Annotated in this window: 13 protein-coding genes; 7 read left to right on the top strand and 6 right to left on the bottom strand. The window is 53.2% G+C overall.

The window, feature by feature from the left end:
• The first annotated feature begins 60 nt into the window (after positions 1-60).
• Positions 61-1617, top strand: coding sequence for an OmpA family protein (locus tag IPM50_02355; GenBank protein QQS33442.1), 1557 nt, complete (start codon positions 61-63; stop codon positions 1615-1617).
• Here the strand turns inward: IPM50_02355 and IPM50_02350 are convergent.
• Positions 1614-2642: an ATP-binding cassette domain-containing protein gene (locus IPM50_02350; GenBank protein QQS33441.1), complete on the bottom strand. Its 1029-nt coding sequence runs from the start codon at positions 2640-2642 to the stop codon at positions 1614-1616. The two genes, IPM50_02355 and IPM50_02350, sit on opposite strands and share 4 nt — an antisense overlap.
• A gap of 9 nt (positions 2643-2651) precedes the next feature.
• On the opposite strand from IPM50_02350, the gene IPM50_02345 reads away from it, so the two are divergent.
• Both IPM50_02345 and IPM50_02340 read left to right on the top strand, forming a co-directional pair.
• Positions 2652-2921 carry a hypothetical protein gene (locus IPM50_02345; protein QQS33440.1) on the top strand — a complete coding sequence of 90 codons (270 nt, stop codon included), beginning with the start codon at positions 2652-2654 and terminating at the stop codon, positions 2919-2921.
• Positions 2918-3598, top strand: coding sequence for a hypothetical protein (locus IPM50_02340; GenBank protein ID QQS33439.1), 681 nt, complete (start codon positions 2918-2920; stop codon positions 3596-3598). Before IPM50_02345 ends, IPM50_02340 begins: the two co-directional genes overlap by 4 nt.
• 1 nt (position 3599) lies before the next feature.
• Here the strand turns inward: IPM50_02340 and IPM50_02335 are convergent, their stop codons facing one another.
• Positions 3600-5381 carry a hypothetical protein gene (locus IPM50_02335; GenBank protein QQS33438.1) on the bottom strand — a complete coding sequence of 594 codons (1782 nt, stop codon included), beginning with the start codon at positions 5379-5381 and terminating at the stop codon, positions 3600-3602.
• 161 nt (positions 5382-5542) lie between these two features.
• Here IPM50_02335 and IPM50_02330 point away from each other — a divergent pair, with 161 nt between their 5' ends.
• Entirely contained in the window at positions 5543-7789 is a 2247-nt protein-coding gene (locus tag IPM50_02330) for a VWA domain-containing protein (protein QQS33437.1), read from the top strand.
• 110 nt (positions 7790-7899) lie between these two features.
• Complete coding sequence (locus tag IPM50_02325; GenBank protein ID QQS33436.1) at positions 7900-8871, top strand: hypothetical protein; 972 nt, start codon at positions 7900-7902, stop codon at positions 8869-8871.
• Positions 8872-8873: 2 nt separating this feature from the next.
• Here IPM50_02325 and IPM50_02320 read toward each other — a convergent pair whose 3' ends face one another.
• Positions 8874-10580: a S41 family peptidase gene (locus IPM50_02320; protein ID QQS33435.1), complete on the bottom strand. Its 1707-nt coding sequence runs from the start codon at positions 10578-10580 to the stop codon at positions 8874-8876.
• 270 nt (positions 10581-10850) lie between these two features.
• Between IPM50_02320 and IPM50_02315 the strand changes: the two genes are divergently transcribed.
• Together IPM50_02315 and IPM50_02310 are read left to right on the top strand one after the other, a co-directional pair.
• Positions 10851-12131 (top strand): insulinase family protein, encoded by a 1281-nt coding sequence (locus tag IPM50_02315; protein ID QQS33434.1) that lies wholly within the window; start codon positions 10851-10853, stop codon positions 12129-12131.
• A 3-nt stretch (positions 12132-12134) separates the two neighbouring features.
• Positions 12135-13499, top strand: coding sequence for an insulinase family protein (locus IPM50_02310; GenBank protein QQS33433.1), 1365 nt, complete (start codon positions 12135-12137; stop codon positions 13497-13499).
• Between the two features lie 70 nt (positions 13500-13569).
• Here the strand turns inward: IPM50_02310 and IPM50_02305 are convergent, their stop codons facing one another.
• The 3 genes from IPM50_02305 to IPM50_02295 form a co-directional block, all read right to left on the bottom strand.
• On the bottom strand, positions 13570-13968 hold the full coding sequence (locus IPM50_02305) for a VOC family protein (protein QQS33432.1): 399 nt from the start codon (positions 13966-13968) through the stop codon (positions 13570-13572).
• Position 13969: 1 nt separating this feature from the next.
• Complete coding sequence (locus tag IPM50_02300) at positions 13970-14410, bottom strand: VOC family protein (GenBank protein QQS33431.1); 441 nt, start codon at positions 14408-14410, stop codon at positions 13970-13972.
• A 155-nt stretch (positions 14411-14565) separates the two neighbouring features.
• Complete coding sequence (locus IPM50_02295) at positions 14566-15264, bottom strand: hypothetical protein (protein QQS33430.1); 699 nt, start codon at positions 15262-15264, stop codon at positions 14566-14568.
• Positions 15265-15323: the final 59 nt, after the last annotated feature.

The raw sequence follows: 15323 nt of genomic DNA, 5'->3' as shown, positions 1-15323 counted from the left end.
TTGCAACTCTGTTTAACCATATGGCATCTTTTCAAGAGTTGACTTGATCATAAAGACAATATGAAATTGCCCTCATTTATGCGTCCATTATCCATTCTGCTGTTTGTATTCGCCTTTACAGCCTTTACGTTTGCCCAGGCAGACGTCCCGCGGCGGACCACTGCGATCACTTATCCGCTTGATGAGACCATCAAGGTCGAGTTTCGCGGAACCACGCGTTTTCCACGAATGAAAGGCGACGCGAAGGTCCGACGCACGGCTCGGACTGGAACCCGAATTGAGCTGTCAGTCGAGAAAATGCCGCGTCCGTTTGAACTCGGGCCGGGCTATGCGACCTATGTCGTTTGGGCGATCTCGCCTGAAGGGCAAGTTGACAATTTGGGCGAGATCAAGCGAAGCGGCCTGTTCTTTATCGATTCGAAGGTAAATGTGACAACGACATTTCAGACGTTCTCCATCATCATCACGGCTGAGCCGCATTTCCTGGTTTCGAGTCCGAGCCAACAGATAATGCTTGAGAATCTGTATCCCGTCGCACCGCGCGGAAAGACCATCGCTACGATACCGGCCGTGCAGTATTTTGGGAATTCCAGTGATTACTTCCGTGATCCGCGGACGCCGGAAATAGCGGAGACAGATTACGCCCGTACGCCGCCTGCGATCCTGCAGGCGCGTCAGGCGGTTGCCTTGGCGAAGTTCGCCGGTGCGGAACGTGACGCGCCTGACGAATTGAGTGAGGCTGAGACGTTGCTCCAGAACGCCGACAATGGTTGGCAGGCGGGCAGAGCTTCCGATACGGTCGATGTCGCCGCCCGAAGGGCTATATCGGCCGCTGTAAAAGCAGAACAGATGGCTTTTCAGCGAAAGACCGCGAGGGAACGGCGAAATGAACAGCTTCGTACCGATGCCGAGATCCGCGAGGCGGAGAACCGCGTAATGGACGCTCAAGAACAGTTGTCGGAACTGCGTGCCGAACTGGCCCGCGAGACGCGCAACCGTGAACTTGCAGAACGCGACTCTGCGAATTACGCCAATCAGGTTCGAGAGCTGCGAGAAGAAAATGGGAGGCTGCGTGAAGAGCTTGGCCGTGCCCGTGTCGAGATCGAGACCGCGCGTGCGCGAGTGACAGCCCTCGAAAATGAGAACCGCTCGCGGCAGGAAGAAAACGAAAAGGAACTGAGAGCGGCGAATATCCGTGCGGCAGAGCCGGCATTGCTGCAGCAGCTTCGCGGATTTGGAATGGTTCAAAAGAACGATCGAGGTATAGTGCTCACCCTTGCCGAGAATATTTGGACCGGAACGCGTTCGACCACTCTGACGCCGCAGGCGGACGGACGATTGAATGCTCTCGGTACAATATTGGCAGATCACCCAGATTATAGGATCGCAGTAGAGTCGCATACCGACAATACAGGTGATCCTGCAGCGATCCAGACACTTACTGACCGGCGATCGTACATTGTCGCCGATATGTTCGCCGCCAAGGGCGTTGATGAGGGACGGCTTATGGCAAAAGGATTTGGAGCATCAACGCCGGTCGCGCCGAATACCTCCGCTGCTAACAAGGCAAAGAACCGAAGGGTGCAGATCGTCTTATCTGTATTTGTGGGGAACTAGTTTAGTACCGCTACACGGTGAGGCGGCAGACCGAGCATGCATTCGTCGCCGATGTTCAGTCCTACAACCTTAAACACGCGGGCGGTAAGTGAAAGGCCGCCCGCGTCGAGGTCTACCAAGCTTGTTTCACCGTCAAATCGCACATCCGTTACAGTTGCCCGTATCACATTGTCTTCAGGGAACGACGCATTCATAGCAATGACGACGTCCTCGGGCCGAATTCCAAGCAACATGTTTTGATTTATAGCACCGAGCCGGGATTTGGCGACCGCTTGTGAAAATATTCGAAGGCCGCCGTTGATTGTGTGAAATTCGGGAATGTCTGCATTTGACGACGTCAGTCGTCGAGCCTCTATCAGGTTGATCATTCCCGTCAACACGGCCACTGAGGCAGACACAGGGTTCTCATAGACCTCTTGCGGTGTTCCCGCTTGCATGACCGTGCCGCGGTCCAACATTATGACGTTTTCGGCAGCCTCACAGGGGTGTTTAAAATCGGCCGCCGCGAAGATGACCGTTTTTCCGAGTTTGGCCGCCTCTCGGATCGTACGTACTGATCGGGATCGTGTTTCTCGATCCATACCCGCGAAAGGTTCATCCAGCAAGATGATGTTCTTCGGGCTCTTCAGTGAACTATCCAGATGCGAAAAAGCAACTGAGCCGGCAGATCGCCTTTCGCCGGAAGCCCCGAATATGGAAAGAAGGCCGCGGGAATTCCCGGGGTCTGAGAAGTATACGTCTTCGGAAGAGAGATCAGTGAATGTTCCGCCGTTCGCTTTTTCTTTGCCGGCGATCAGACGGAGCAGTGTTGACTTTCCGGACCCCGCAGCACCGCAAATACAAACGACAGTGCCCAGCCTCACACTGAACTCAACATCGCGAAGTATCCATTGATCTCCGAAGCGTTTTGAAAGATTTGTGATCCTTAGTTCCATGCCGGTGGTATGAATGCGTGAAACTTTATTTGTAATAGTTCGTGCAAAGTAGAGTATGCTGATGTCATCTGATTTAGGCAAGTATTGCATTGGCTAACGATGGAAGAAACGAAGGTATCGGTGAAGAGAAAGTTGCTGCGGGCCGGCGGCTGGCAGGTGGTCAAACGCGGGGCTCGGTCACTGCCGTTCGGCGGCACGTTCATTGTTTTAGCTCTGGTTGGCAGTGATATAAGGAAAAAGGGAGTAGTTCGCGGCCTGGTCAATTCGGGCCTCGATGCGATACCCGTGATAGGGCTTGCGAAGAACGCAGTCGAACTTGTTCGAGGTGATCTTCTGCCCGATAAGCCCAAGAAGGAAAAAGTGAGATGAAAGGTCCAAGAGTTTTAACGGTGGTTGCACTGGTGTGTTTTGTCGCTGTTACTGACGCCTATTCCCAAAACAACCGTCAGCCGAGGCCGCTTGCCACGCCGCCCGTTCTCACGGGTGCAGAGATCATCCGCGGCGGAAGTTTTGAGGATCCTCAAGAGGAAGTCAAACAGACCGGAACCGCTCAACCGCGGACAGCACCGACCCCGACGAATACAGAGCGCCTTGCGGAGCTGCTTGAACGCGTTAAGCGGCTTGAGAGCCAGAAAACGTCAACTTCGTCCGCCGGCGACGAAAAGCAGAAGGCGTTGCTAATGAATCTCGATATCATTACGCGGGCCGAACAGCGTTCCGATTCGCTGCGTAAACAGCTTTTCGAGATGATCGAGAAGGAGAATACGATCAAAACACGCCTGGAGCAGATCGAATATGATGCACGACCTGATGTTGTCGAGCGGAGCGTTCAGATCGCGGGTTCCATGCGGCCTGAAGAAGTTCGCGAGGCACGCAGGCGAAGCCTTGCGGCAGAAAAGACAAATCTACAAGTACTTCTAACCGAGATTCAAAGTACGCGCGGAAATCTCGCCGCCGCCCTGCAACGCGCTGATATGATGGTTGAAAAGCTCCGATTCAAGCTCGAAAAAGACATCGACGACGCTCTAGAAGACGACAAGCCGTAGGTCAGATCGCAGTTTGCGGTTTCGGAGCAGCGACGCATTGCTTGGCAATAGCGATCACTGCGAGCGTGCGGAAGAACCTGTCATCGAACGATCGTGCATGTGCCAAAGCCATATCCATATCCCGCTTGCTTAGATCTCCAAAAGCCCTCTCCAGATCAAATCCGGGAATGGAATATGACGCAAAGAATGCCATGTCCTTTGTGGCGATCTGTTTCATGACAAAGTTAGATAAAAGGTCAGGGTCCTTTAGTTTGTTCACCACCTTGATCGATTCACTAATCTCGTCTAGTGCGATAGTGTGATTTAGTTCTCCGTATTTTCCTGACAAACCAAGCAGCATCTGGGCCTTTACGACAGAATCGGGTGCGGCGCGAATGACCTTGGAAAGCTTGTTCAATATCTCGAATTTTGCCGCCTGATCATTTGCGGATCGCGCTGTTTTGTCAGCAAGTTCAAAATAGACATAGGCTTTTAGCTCCAGGTCGCCGATGCGCTCCGCGTGTTTTTCCGCATCGTCAAATCGCTCGTCCTTCACCGACCTCAGCCCGCGTTTGAACCAGAAAAAGGCAGAGGCTTCCTTCTTAGCTTTTTCATCCTTTATCTTGTCCAGAAACGGCTGAATTTTCGCAAGCTGCTCCTCGCTTGCCTCGCCCCAGGTGATCAGTTGGATGATCATCTCGTCGGTTAACTTTCCCGCCTTGTCAGCCTCGATAGCCGCTGCAATTCGTTCATCAAGCGACATCGAAAGCTGCTCGACGTGGTTTCCGCTGCTTTCAAGAGTCTTGCGCATTTCCGCATCCAAAAGTGCGAGGGCTTGCGACCGTGCGGCTGCAAGGCGATCCAGCAGATCCGGGAATTCAGAAATTACGATCGGTTCGATGTCATTCAATCCGGTAACCAGATACAGCGGCTCGGGCTTGTATGGCGTTTCAGGAGGCAACGCAAGATCGGACTGATTCGCGGCAAACCGAGCCACGCGTCCCAGAAAAGTTTCTATAATAAGCCTCTGTAGAGGTTTGTTCGGTTCCATATCGACAGGGATCGAGAATCCGAACTGGAACTTGTCAATACCCATGATGCGTCCTTGAGCAAATGGATACGCAGAAAGGAACAACAACCTTCGTGGGCGCTCGTCGCGATAACGAGCGAGCGCCTCAACGTAGAGCGAGTCCGAAAGTTCTTTGTCAGTCTGCGAGATCGACGATATTGCGGCTCCCATCATCATTGTCAACGGAAACGCCATCACCCTGCGAAATATGGTTCTCGCCAGGTCGCGATCGTTGGCGGCAACTGCGATAGCAATGCCCAGCAAAGCATCGATCTCACGTTCGCGAAACTTGGAACCGGCCTCGCCCAGATTCTTTTTGTACTCGTCAATTACCCTGGCGATCAGCTGGTCGGCCCACTTGGCGTCGTGCTTGGCAACGGCTCGGATCACATCCATTCTGTGATCCGGAACTTGCTCTCTGAAGCGAGCATCAAATCCATCACGAGCTTTCGATCCGTCACCTGCCTTCTCGTGTTCAGCTTCTGCGCGTTTGAATGCATCTGCAAAAAAGTCTCGTGCAGCCTGTTCATCGTACTTCCAGAGAAAATCCGCCGACCTTATAAGAATCCTTATCTGCTTGTCGTTAGCGGTGATCGTACTGCTTTCTCGAACTTGTTGTCTGACAAGCTGGGTCGCGAGATTGACGTCGCAGTTCGGGGCTGCCGTCTCCGTTGATTGAGAAACTGCAATTTGAGTGACGATGGAAATGGCCAATAGTGAAAGAAATAGACGCATATCGTGCCCTCCGCTGGATAAAGTACCTTTTCAGACAATTATATTCAGTATAAACATAAAAGTTGCATATTCGATGCAAGAATCGACCCTGTCAAACGTTCAATTTGCATCAGATCTGATCGAAAGTCACCCCGTCGGTTTGATCGAAAAGGAGAGATCTCATGAACCGCAGCCTTGTCCGCCTAAGTCTATTTACATTTCTAACTATCGTATTTGCAGCATTTAATGTCGCGGCACAGGGCGTCATACTTCCCATTCCCTGCGACAGGCGGCCGTGTGTGCCGATGCCGCGGCCTGTGCCGCAGCTTCCGACGGCTTTGCCCGTGAAATCCATCGAAATTACGACCAAGATCGACGCGCAAGTTGCACGTACCCACGTTGAACAGGTCTTTCGGAATGACACGCGATTCACGTTAGAGGGGACATACTTCTTTCCCATACCGGAAACGGCCTCGATAGTGGAATTTGCCATTTGGGAGAACGGAAAAAAGCTTGTCGGTGAGGTGCGTTCACGTGAAGAGGCCAGGCGGATCTACGACGAGATCGTTCGCCGAAATATCGATCCGGGACTGCTCGAATATGCAGGAAAGGACCTTTTTCAGGCATCTATCTTTCCCATTCCGCCAAATTCGGACAAAAAACTCGAACTGACATACACCGAAGTACTAAAAGCCGAGAACGGCACTGTCGGCTACCGTTATCCGCTAGGGACGGGCCGCAACCTGTGGCGGACACAGCAGACAAAAACGGATAGGAATGTCCGCGCTCTGCAGCAGTTCGGCACCGTTTCGGGCAAGGTCGAGATCTCGGCACGCGAGGCGGTCAGGAATGTGTATTCGCCGACCCATCAGATCGAAGTTAAGAGCCGTTCGGCGTCTTCGTCGGTAGTATCGTTTGAAACGAAGAACAACGACAGGGACTTTCAGATGTTCTACGGTGTCTCGAACAACGATTTCGGGATGTCGCTTTTGACGTACCGCGAGCCCGGAAAGGACGGCTATTTTTTGCTGATGCTGTCCCCGCGGGACAATATCTCCGAAAGGGAATTGGTCAACAAGGACGTCGTTTTTGTGCTTGATACAAGCGGTTCGATGGCCGACGAAGGCAAAATGGACAAGGCTCGGAATGCACTGCTTTTCGGTATCAGAACGCTGCGTGACGGTGACCGCTTCAATCTGATCAATTTCGCGGGTGAGGAACATCTGATGGAGCGCGGTCTCGTAGCGGCGAACTCTGACGGCAGAAAGCGCGGTGCAGAGTTCGTCGATAAGCTGCGTCCTACAGGCGGCACGAACATAAACGACGCCCTTGTTACTGCCGTAAAGCAATTTGACCGAAGCGACAGGCCAAAGATGCTGGTTTTCATGACCGACGGCCTGCCGACCGTCGGGGAACGGAATGTCGAGCGGATCATCGAGAACTTGAACTTGAATAGGGAGAAACAACAGAATATAAGGATCTTTCCGTTCGGATTCGGATACGATGTGAATACCGCTCTTCTTGACCGCATTGGTTCTGAGAACGGCGGTATTTCGGATTATGTTCAGCCGAAAGAAGACCTCGAGATCAAGGTCTCGAACTTTTTCTCACGTGTCAGCTCACCGGTGCTGTCCGACCTCCAGCTCGACCTCGGCCCTGTGATCGCAGAATCGATGTATCCGCGCAAACTGACAGACCTTTTCCGCGGGATGCAATTGACGGTGATCGGCCGTTACAAGAACACCAACGAACTGCGCAATATCGCGTTTCGCCTGACAGGCCTTGCGGGCGGTGAGAGAAGGGAATTTAGATATACGAATCTCGATATGCCTGTCCGTTCGGACGGGAACGAGTTCCTGCCGCGGCTGTGGGCGAGCCGCCGCGTTGGCTGGCTGCTCGAGCAAATTCGGGCAAACGGAGAAACCAAAGAACTGAAGGATGAGATCGTAGAACTCGGGACGCGATTCGGCTTGGTCACTCCTTACACGTCCTACCTTGCCGCGGACGGTTCGGTGGTGAATGCGAGGCGGGATCTTGTGGTTTCCGGTGCGTTCTCGGCACCGGCAAAGGCAAAGGTCGCTGAACGCAGCGGTGCCGACGCCGTTCGTATGAGCGTGCAGCAGAACGCGATGCAGTCAAACGTTTCGCTTGACGGAGAAACTGAGGACAGCCGCGAACAAATAATTATTAGAAATTCGTCGGTGAATCAGTTCGTGGGAAACAAGAACTTCGGAAATCAGGAAGGCGTTTGGATCGATGCGGATGCTGAAACTTTCAAAGATGCGAAAAAAGTGCGGATCGTTTTCGGCAGCAGCGAGTATTTTGCACTGATCGGCAAACACCGTGAGCTCGCCAGGTATCTCTCAATAGGCGAACAGGTTGTCATCGAATGGCAGGGAACCGTTTACCGCATTGTGAACGTGAAGTAGATGTTTCTCTGGTAACTCCGAAGGAAATTTCGTCATCAGAAAGGATGAATTACGCCGCGAAAGCCGTTATTCTATAAGCTGAAAGCGAAAAAAGGTGACCGGAGGAAAAGGTGAGGGGAGTTTTTGTATCAATTTGTTTAGTTCTTTCGATCGCGTCCGTTGCCGCTGCTCAGTCAGGCTGGCGCGGCTTTGATTGCGATGTTGACGGCGATCTGGTCGGCGTTTATTTTCAATCGTCCGATCGCGGCTGGGTCGCGGGCGACAACGGCTATTTGGCGGCCACAAGGGACGGCGGAAAAACATGGACCCGCGTTGAACTGAACATTACCGATGATATCAACGAGGTCTATTTTCGTAATGATAAGGATGGCTATGTTGTTGCAGGCCGCAAACTGTTCGTTACGCGTGACGGCGGGCAGACATGGCAGGACATTCGGCCATATCGGACGGGTGAATTCGGTTCGGGCACTCCTGAGTTTTTGAGCGTCAAGTTCTCGGACAAGCGGCGCGGATACATCATCGGCTCGGTTCTGCGGGGCTCGGGCGATGATGCCGTTGTGGTCGATTCGCTCCTTATGCGAACGGAGGATGGCGGAGACACATGGCGTCGTGTGCTGTTGCCGTTCAAGTTGGAGCTTTTCAGCATTTTCTTTCGCGGAAACTCACACGGCTGGATTGTCGGCGACGACGGCACAATACTGGCGAGCCGTGACGAAGGCATGACCTGGACGCGTCAGAATACAGGCACGAAGGAGCCGCTCTACGGAGTTGATTTTCGCGATCAGAAGAACGGCGTTGCTGTCGGCAAGAACGGGACGATCATTCAGACAACGAATGGCGGCGATAGTTGGTGGCCCATCGAGTCTCCTGTTCGCGATTCGCTGATGCGCGTGGCTTTTTCGGACGACAAGAACGGGTGGATCGCGGGACATCGCGGCACGATACTCCGAACTCGGGACCGCGGCAAGACCTGGGAACGCTCACTGCCCGGCACGAACAGTCATCTATACGGAATATTCATGGACAAGAAATACGGCTGGGCCGTTGGGGCCGGCGGGACACTGTTGAGATATTACCCGTAAAACTACCGGTGTTCAGACCTGGCGGTCGAGCTTGCCCTGGCGAGTTGTGCGGCACGCGGCAGAAGTTCGACCGCTTTAGCGACCTGCGGGTCGTCCTCTATCAAAACCTGAGCAGCTGTTGTTTGGCCGAAAGCAGCGGTCGCCAAGTTGAGGCGCAGCCTGCGTTTGATGAATTCCGCCTGCTTGGTCAGGCGTTCCCGCGTTTGCGGTCCCTCCGGCGTTGCGTTCAGCTCGATAAATGTCGCTACCATCTCAGGCGTCACGGCCGCGTCGGTGCGGTTCAGTCGTTTCTTCGAGAGGTTGCCGACGATTCGGTGACCCTCAAATCCCGTCAATCTACCCGCGGCGAGATCTCGTGCAAAAAAGAAGAGCGCATCGAGCAGGGACGCCTGCTCGGGCGTCAGCTCCTGACTCAAGACTTCCTCGTCGGGCCGAATGCCGTCGCCGCCGATGACCTTGCGGTTCGTTACGGTCCGAGCTTCAAAATAGGGTTTTGCTGCTGCTGCGATCGCCGTGCGATGGTTGAAGTAGTCGTAAGAATCGACGCCGGCATATTCGCGTTGGATCGACCGCCCCGAAGGCGTCAGGTAGCGTGCCGTTGTCAGCGTAAGGCCGTTCTTTCCGGGAAGTTCTATGACGCTCTGTACGAGTCCTTTGCCGAACGTCTTTTCGCCCACGATCATCGCTCTGTCAGTGTCCTGAAACGCTCCGGCGACGATCTCTGAAGCTGATGCCGACTCACGATCTACCAGCACTACCACAGGCATTGTCTCGGGCGCGATATTGTTGGAACGCCATTCACGGTTATCCAGGCCGGTGCGTCCGCGTTGGGTCAGGATGACCGTTCCTTTCGGAACAAACTTTTCGACCACCTTTACTGCCTGATCGACGATGCCGCCGCCGTTGCCTCGCAGGTCAATTATTAGGGCCTTCATTCCCTGACGTTTTAGAAGAACTAGAGCTTCGTCGAATTCGCGTGCGGTCGTGTAGTGAAAGCCGTCGGACATCTCAATATAGCCTATGCCTTGCCGCAGCATATAAGAATCTGGTATCGAAGGCTGCGACACGCGTCCGCGTCGAACCGTTATGACCTCTACCTTTCCTGTGGCGTTTCGCTCGACTGAGATGCGGACGGATGTTCCAACAGCTCCGCGGATCTTGTCACGGACGTAATTCGAAGAGCGGCCGGTCATGCTCTCGCCATTTACGGCAACAATACGGTCACCGTAACGCAGTTGGGCACGTTCTGCGGGCGAAAGTGAAAACGTCGAGAGAACATAGGTATCGACGGTCCCGTTCTTTTGAAAATTTGCAATGCTCGCACCAATACCTGTGTATCCGCTGCGGTGTTCATCCAGTAGCTCCGACCATTGTTTCGAATCGTAGAAATTAGAATGCGGATCCAATGCCGAAAGCATGCCGTCGATCGCCGGCTGAATTATTTCAGCGGACATCAGCTTTGGGCCGGAGACATAGACCTGTCTTATCAGATCATGAGCCTCCTTCAATTCGTTCGCTATCTGCGAGTGCTCGAACTGACGTTCGATGGGTCTTGCACCGGAAGGCGCTGCCGACGCCGAAAAATAGCTGCCTGTGCTAAGAGAGAACGGATCTGCCGTTTCGCCGGGACGTTCCCGCGTTTGAGCGGCCGCTGCCGACACCGCCGCGAACACAAGAAGCACACTGAGGGTTGTTCGGCGAATGCCCATAAAACCATGTTCCGCGGCAAGACCCAGCAAGTTGCTGAATTTGCGAAATATTCTGAAACTAAAAAAACATCGGCGGCTGTGGCGGCACCCAACAGCCACCGATCAATGTTTTATTTGCCTACTTTATACACTCAATCGGATGTCATTTCCAAATTCCGAAGAAAGAAAATGCGGCCCCACAATTCAGCGAAATGCAGGGGATTTTGCAATCCGCCGGTCAAAATGTTCTGATAAAAATCGTGGGCGGCGCTTCAGTGCCCGAGAGTATTTATGTCGCATGATTTTGAAATGAGGCCGCTCGAGATAGTCGAGCACAAGCTTGCGAACGGCTTGCGTGTCGCGATGAATCCGGACCCATCGGTCCCTGTGGTTTCCCTTGCTGTTTACTACAACGTCGGTTCGCGAAACGAACGCGCAGATCGAACGGGATTTGCGCATCTGTTTGAGCACATGATGTTTCAAGGCTCTGACAACGTTCCGAAGGCAGGGCACTTTCAATACATCATGAAAGCCGGCGGAACGATGAACGGCACTACATCCAGCGAGCGCACGAATTATTACGAAACGCTGCCCGCAAATCAGCTCCCGCTGGCGCTTTGGCTGGAATCGGATCGAATGCGTTCGCTCGCCGTCACGCAGGAAAATCTCGACAATCAACGTGAGGCGGTCAAAGAAGAGAAAAGGCTGCGTTACGATAATCAGCCTTATGGGCAGATCTTCGACATGATCAATGAGATGATCTATAAGAATTTTGCGAATGCACATTCGACGATCGGTTCGATGGATCACCTTGATGCTGCGACGGTCGAGGACGTGCAGGAGTTTTTCCGGATCTACTATGCACCCAATAACGCCGTGTTGACGCTCTCAGGAGCATTCGACGTCGATAAAGCGAAGGCATTGGTCGAGCAGTATTTTGGAGATATTCCCGCACAGCCGCTGCCTGAAGATATCGATGTGAATGAGCCGCCTGAGGTTGCTGCGACATACCGTGAATGGCAGGATCCGCTCGCTCCTTTTCCGGCTTTTCTTATCGGCTGGAAGATCCCGCCGCGGCGGACGCCGGAATTCAATGCCCTGTATCTGGCCGGCAAGATCCTTTATGACGGCGAAAGTTCCAGGCTCTATCAAAAGCTGGTAAAAGGCGACGAATCCGTCATACAGCTGTTCGGCTTCACAGACGAACGGCGGGGGCCGTCGAGTATATTCATAGGGGCGATCCCTAAGCCGGAGATGGACGTGAGCGTGATCCGCGAAGCGATAATGCGCGAGATACACGATCTCGCCGCCCACGGCCCGACAGCCGAGGACATGGAAAAGATCGAAAACCAGCTTGTAAATGACGTTGTACGCTCCAGGCAATCCTCGATGGCACGGGCACAGGCGATCGCTGAGTTCGCTCTTTATGACGGAGATCCCGCACTCATTAATACGGAAGTTGACGAACTCCTTTCCATTACCGCCGAGCAGATCCGTCATGCGGTCGGCGTCTATTTAAATACGGACAACCGGGCGCTGCTCGACGTCGTTCCCGCGGCTGCCCACAATTGATCTATGCAACAAGTTTCTCGAAGTGTGCCGCCGGCACCGCTTCCACCTATATCTTTCGACATTCCTGCACCGTTCAAGACACAGCTCTCTAACGGCATGCGTGTCGTCGTTTTCGAAGATGACCGAGTGCCGCTGGTCAGCTTTCGGCTTGCATTTTTCTCGGGCGATATCAATGACCCCGATGAGAGCATAGGACTCACGTCGGCCGTGGTTTCGATGCTGAACGAGGGAACTCAGAATTACTCCTCGCTGGATCTGGCGACGAAGATAGAACGTTTGGGTGCGAACATTTCAGCAAGCTCAAGCGACGATTTTACGATACTTTCCGCATCGTCTCTTTCGCTTTATCAGAGCGAAGTTTTGTCTCTACTGGCAGAAATTACGCTGCGGCCTACATTCCCCGAAGAAGAACTCGACCTTTACCGCCGGAATATGGTCGAGAATCTTAAGTTCCAGCGTTCTCAGCCTCCTTTCCTGGCAAGTGAGCAGACATCACGGCTACTGTACGGCGATCACCCGTATTCGATAGCGGCTCCTAAGCCGAGCGATATTGAATCCTTGGAAAGGGCAAAACTCGCCGGTTTTCACCGCCGTATGCTTGTTCCCAACAACGCAGTATTCATCGCTGTCGGCGACGTGGCGCGTGATGAGATCGTAAAAGAGCTGAAAGATTATTTCGGCGATTGGGAGATGGCCGACGTAGCCGAAACCGAGTTCCCAAAGCCGCCTTTGAGGCATGAAAGAACGCTCACCGTTGTTGATCGTCCGGGTTCGGCACAATCGAACATCGTCTTATCAAACCTTGCTATAAAACGTACCGACCAAGATTACTTTTCGGCCCTGGTCATGAATCAGGTGCTGGGAGCGGGAGCTTCATCGCGAATATTCATGAATCTAAGGGAAGTGAAGGGCTATACCTACGGCGCTTATTCCAGACTGAATGCAAAGCAGATGGCAGGCGACATAGAAGCGACGGCCGAAGTAAGAAATGAGGTTACCGGCGATTCTCTTAAAGAGTTCTTCTATGAACTTGAACGTATTCGCGATGAGAGGGTCGGAGATGACGAGTTGGACGACGCTAAGAATTTTCTGACAGGTGTTTTTCCGATCCGGGCGGAAACGCAGGAGGGGCTTACGAACCTGTTAGTGAATCAGTTCCTTTACGGTTTACCGGACGATTACCTCGAGACCTATCGTGACCGTGTTTCGGCAGTTTCAAAAGACGATGTTCTCGCCGCAGCGCAGCGGATCGTGCGTCCGGACGAAATGGCTATCGTTATCGTCGGTGATGCCGAAGCCATATTGCCTCAAGCAGAAGGCTACGCTGCGAGCGTCGAGGTCTTCGACACGGACGGTAAAAAGAAATAGACGCGCGAAACAGACCTGCAAAAGGTAACGGTTTCGTTCCTTATGCATAAGGTGTTTCGCGGACACCAATTTAGCCCTGCATATTAAATTGAATGATGGAGAACGCGGCTCCAGATGGGTCCATCGCCATGGCAATGCGGCCAACGCCCGGGGCGTCAAAAGCCTCGCACGTTATTCCGCCGCCAAGCGCCTTGATCTTTTCGACGGTCTCGTCGCAATTGTCTACCGCGATATAATTCGTCCAAAAAGACGGCGGCGGCTCAGGCCCCCAATTTTCATCGATCGCCATCATCCCGCCATACGCGATCCCGCCGACAACGATCTCTTTGTAATCAACGGGCGACACATTCGACTGAATTAGCTCCCAGCCGAACATTGCCTTGTAAAACTCCAAGGCCGCCAGCAGGTCGCGTGTGGCAAGTTCGCGCCAACAGATCTCACCATGCTTAGGTATCTCAAATTCTGCCATTTCAGCTTTGCGCCTCCTGCATAGTAAATATGGAAAAAATTGCTCCAGTCGGATCCTTCAACGTCGCGAAACGTCCCGTGTTCGGAATGTCCATTGGCTCCCGTATCACGGTCCCGCCGAGTTCTGCCGCTTTAGCTGCATAGGCGTCAACATCGTCGACAGAAATGTACGTCATAAAATGCGGCGGCGGCAGATCATTCGGGTCCTCGCACATTTCGGGCACGATCTCATAAAGGCCGCCTGCAGGATACGGGCCGCCGGTCGAGAACTCGTGATATGCGAATGGGCCGTCCGAGGCATTGCTGTCCTGCCATGTCCAGCCGAATATGGAACTGTAAAACTCCTTGCACCGTGCGGCGTCCTTTACACCTATCTCGGTCCAGCAGAAACTTCCGTGTTGCGGCCCGGCAGATCCTGCCGCACCTGTTGCTTCATCAGACATAATTTCCTCCATTGCTGAGCGTTCGTATTGTGTGTCAAAACTCAGCGATTTGCAAGACAGGGTTTTGAGCTGCGGCGTGGGAGTTTCTCACGCTTCATTTGAGGATTGTTGGACAGAAAATGCCGCAGCTCAAAACTTGTGTAAGCAGGGAAGTACTAGCCGGCCATTCGCATCGGCTCAACGCTTCTCTGCAATGTTTTCAGGTGGTCGATAAACTGCGAGGCTCCTCGTTTTGAGAGTTCCTCGACCTTACATTTCATTTTCTCGACGCACTCATTCTCGGCATCAATGCCGGCCTCGCGTGCCATACCACGGATCATGCCCAATTGTTTCGCGGTCAGCATGTCGCCGAGACTCTTCGCTATTGGGTCGAGAACTGCTCTTGGTTGAATTGTCGATTCATCATCGTGCTCGACCGTATCGAATTCACGCTTGTATAGCTCTCTGGCGATGCCGAATTTCACCGCGGCACGCTTTAGTGCGTCGTGTTCGGCCTTTTTGATCCCGGTCTCGCTTGCGGTTCGGCCGGTGCCGATGCCTTCGCGGGTGATGCCGTCAATGGTGATGGCGACCGTAACTGTGATGATGTCGCCGATGGCACGAATATCCTTTACGGTGTGTGCCCAGTTCGGCGCATGTTCGTCCAGGATGTCTGCGACAGTATGCCATTCGACATATTCGACCATGTGAATGTTGCCATCGCGATCGCGGCGCCCGGCACGTTGGCGGATCAGGTTCTGATCAACGGTCTTTTTCAATTCGCGGAGCGTTCCCGAAAAATCGAGGACGTTAGTTTCCTGTGCTTCTGTCGTTGGTGTTTGCGTCGTGGTGTCGTTTTGCGTAATTCGTTTCATCGTTTTGTGTCTCCTTAGGATCAATGGACCGACTCTCATTTCCTGATGTCTTTATCGGC

This window comes from Acidobacteriota bacterium (assembly GCA_016700075.1).
Taxonomy (GTDB): Bacteria; Acidobacteriota; Blastocatellia; order Pyrinomonadales; family Pyrinomonadaceae; genus OLB17.
The sequence above is the reverse complement of the archived record's forward strand: the minus strand, read 5'-3'. Positions and strand labels throughout refer to the sequence as shown.

Bases quoted from the DNA above. Each gene is read 5' to 3' on its own strand.
- IPM50_02350 (QQS33441.1), bottom strand. From the start codon at position 2,642: ATGCAATACTTGCCTAAATCAGATGACATCAGCATACTCTACTTTGCA.
- IPM50_02320 (QQS33435.1), bottom strand. From the start codon at position 10,580: ATGGGCATTCGCCGAACAACCCTCAGTGTGCTTCTTGTGTTCGCGGCG.
- IPM50_02315 (QQS33434.1), top strand. From the start codon at position 10,851: ATGTCGCATGATTTTGAAATGAGGCCGCTCGAGATAGTCGAGCACAAG.
- IPM50_02295 (QQS33430.1), bottom strand. From the start codon at position 15,264: ATGAAACGAATTACGCAAAACGACACCACGACGCAAACACCAACGACA.
- IPM50_02340 (QQS33439.1), top strand. From the start codon at position 2,918: ATGAAAGGTCCAAGAGTTTTAACGGTGGTTGCACTGGTGTGTTTTGTC.
- IPM50_02300 (QQS33431.1), bottom strand. From the start codon at position 14,410: ATGTCTGATGAAGCAACAGGTGCGGCAGGATCTGCCGGGCCGCAACAC.
- IPM50_02355 (QQS33442.1), top strand. From the start codon at position 61: ATGAAATTGCCCTCATTTATGCGTCCATTATCCATTCTGCTGTTTGTA.
- IPM50_02330 (QQS33437.1), top strand. From the start codon at position 5,543: ATGAACCGCAGCCTTGTCCGCCTAAGTCTATTTACATTTCTAACTATC.
- IPM50_02345 (QQS33440.1), top strand. From the start codon at position 2,652: ATGGAAGAAACGAAGGTATCGGTGAAGAGAAAGTTGCTGCGGGCCGGC.
- IPM50_02310 (QQS33433.1), top strand. From the start codon at position 12,135: ATGCAACAAGTTTCTCGAAGTGTGCCGCCGGCACCGCTTCCACCTATA.
- IPM50_02305 (QQS33432.1), bottom strand. From the start codon at position 13,968: ATGGCAGAATTTGAGATACCTAAGCATGGTGAGATCTGTTGGCGCGAA.
- IPM50_02335 (QQS33438.1), bottom strand. From the start codon at position 5,381: ATGCGTCTATTTCTTTCACTATTGGCCATTTCCATCGTCACTCAAATT.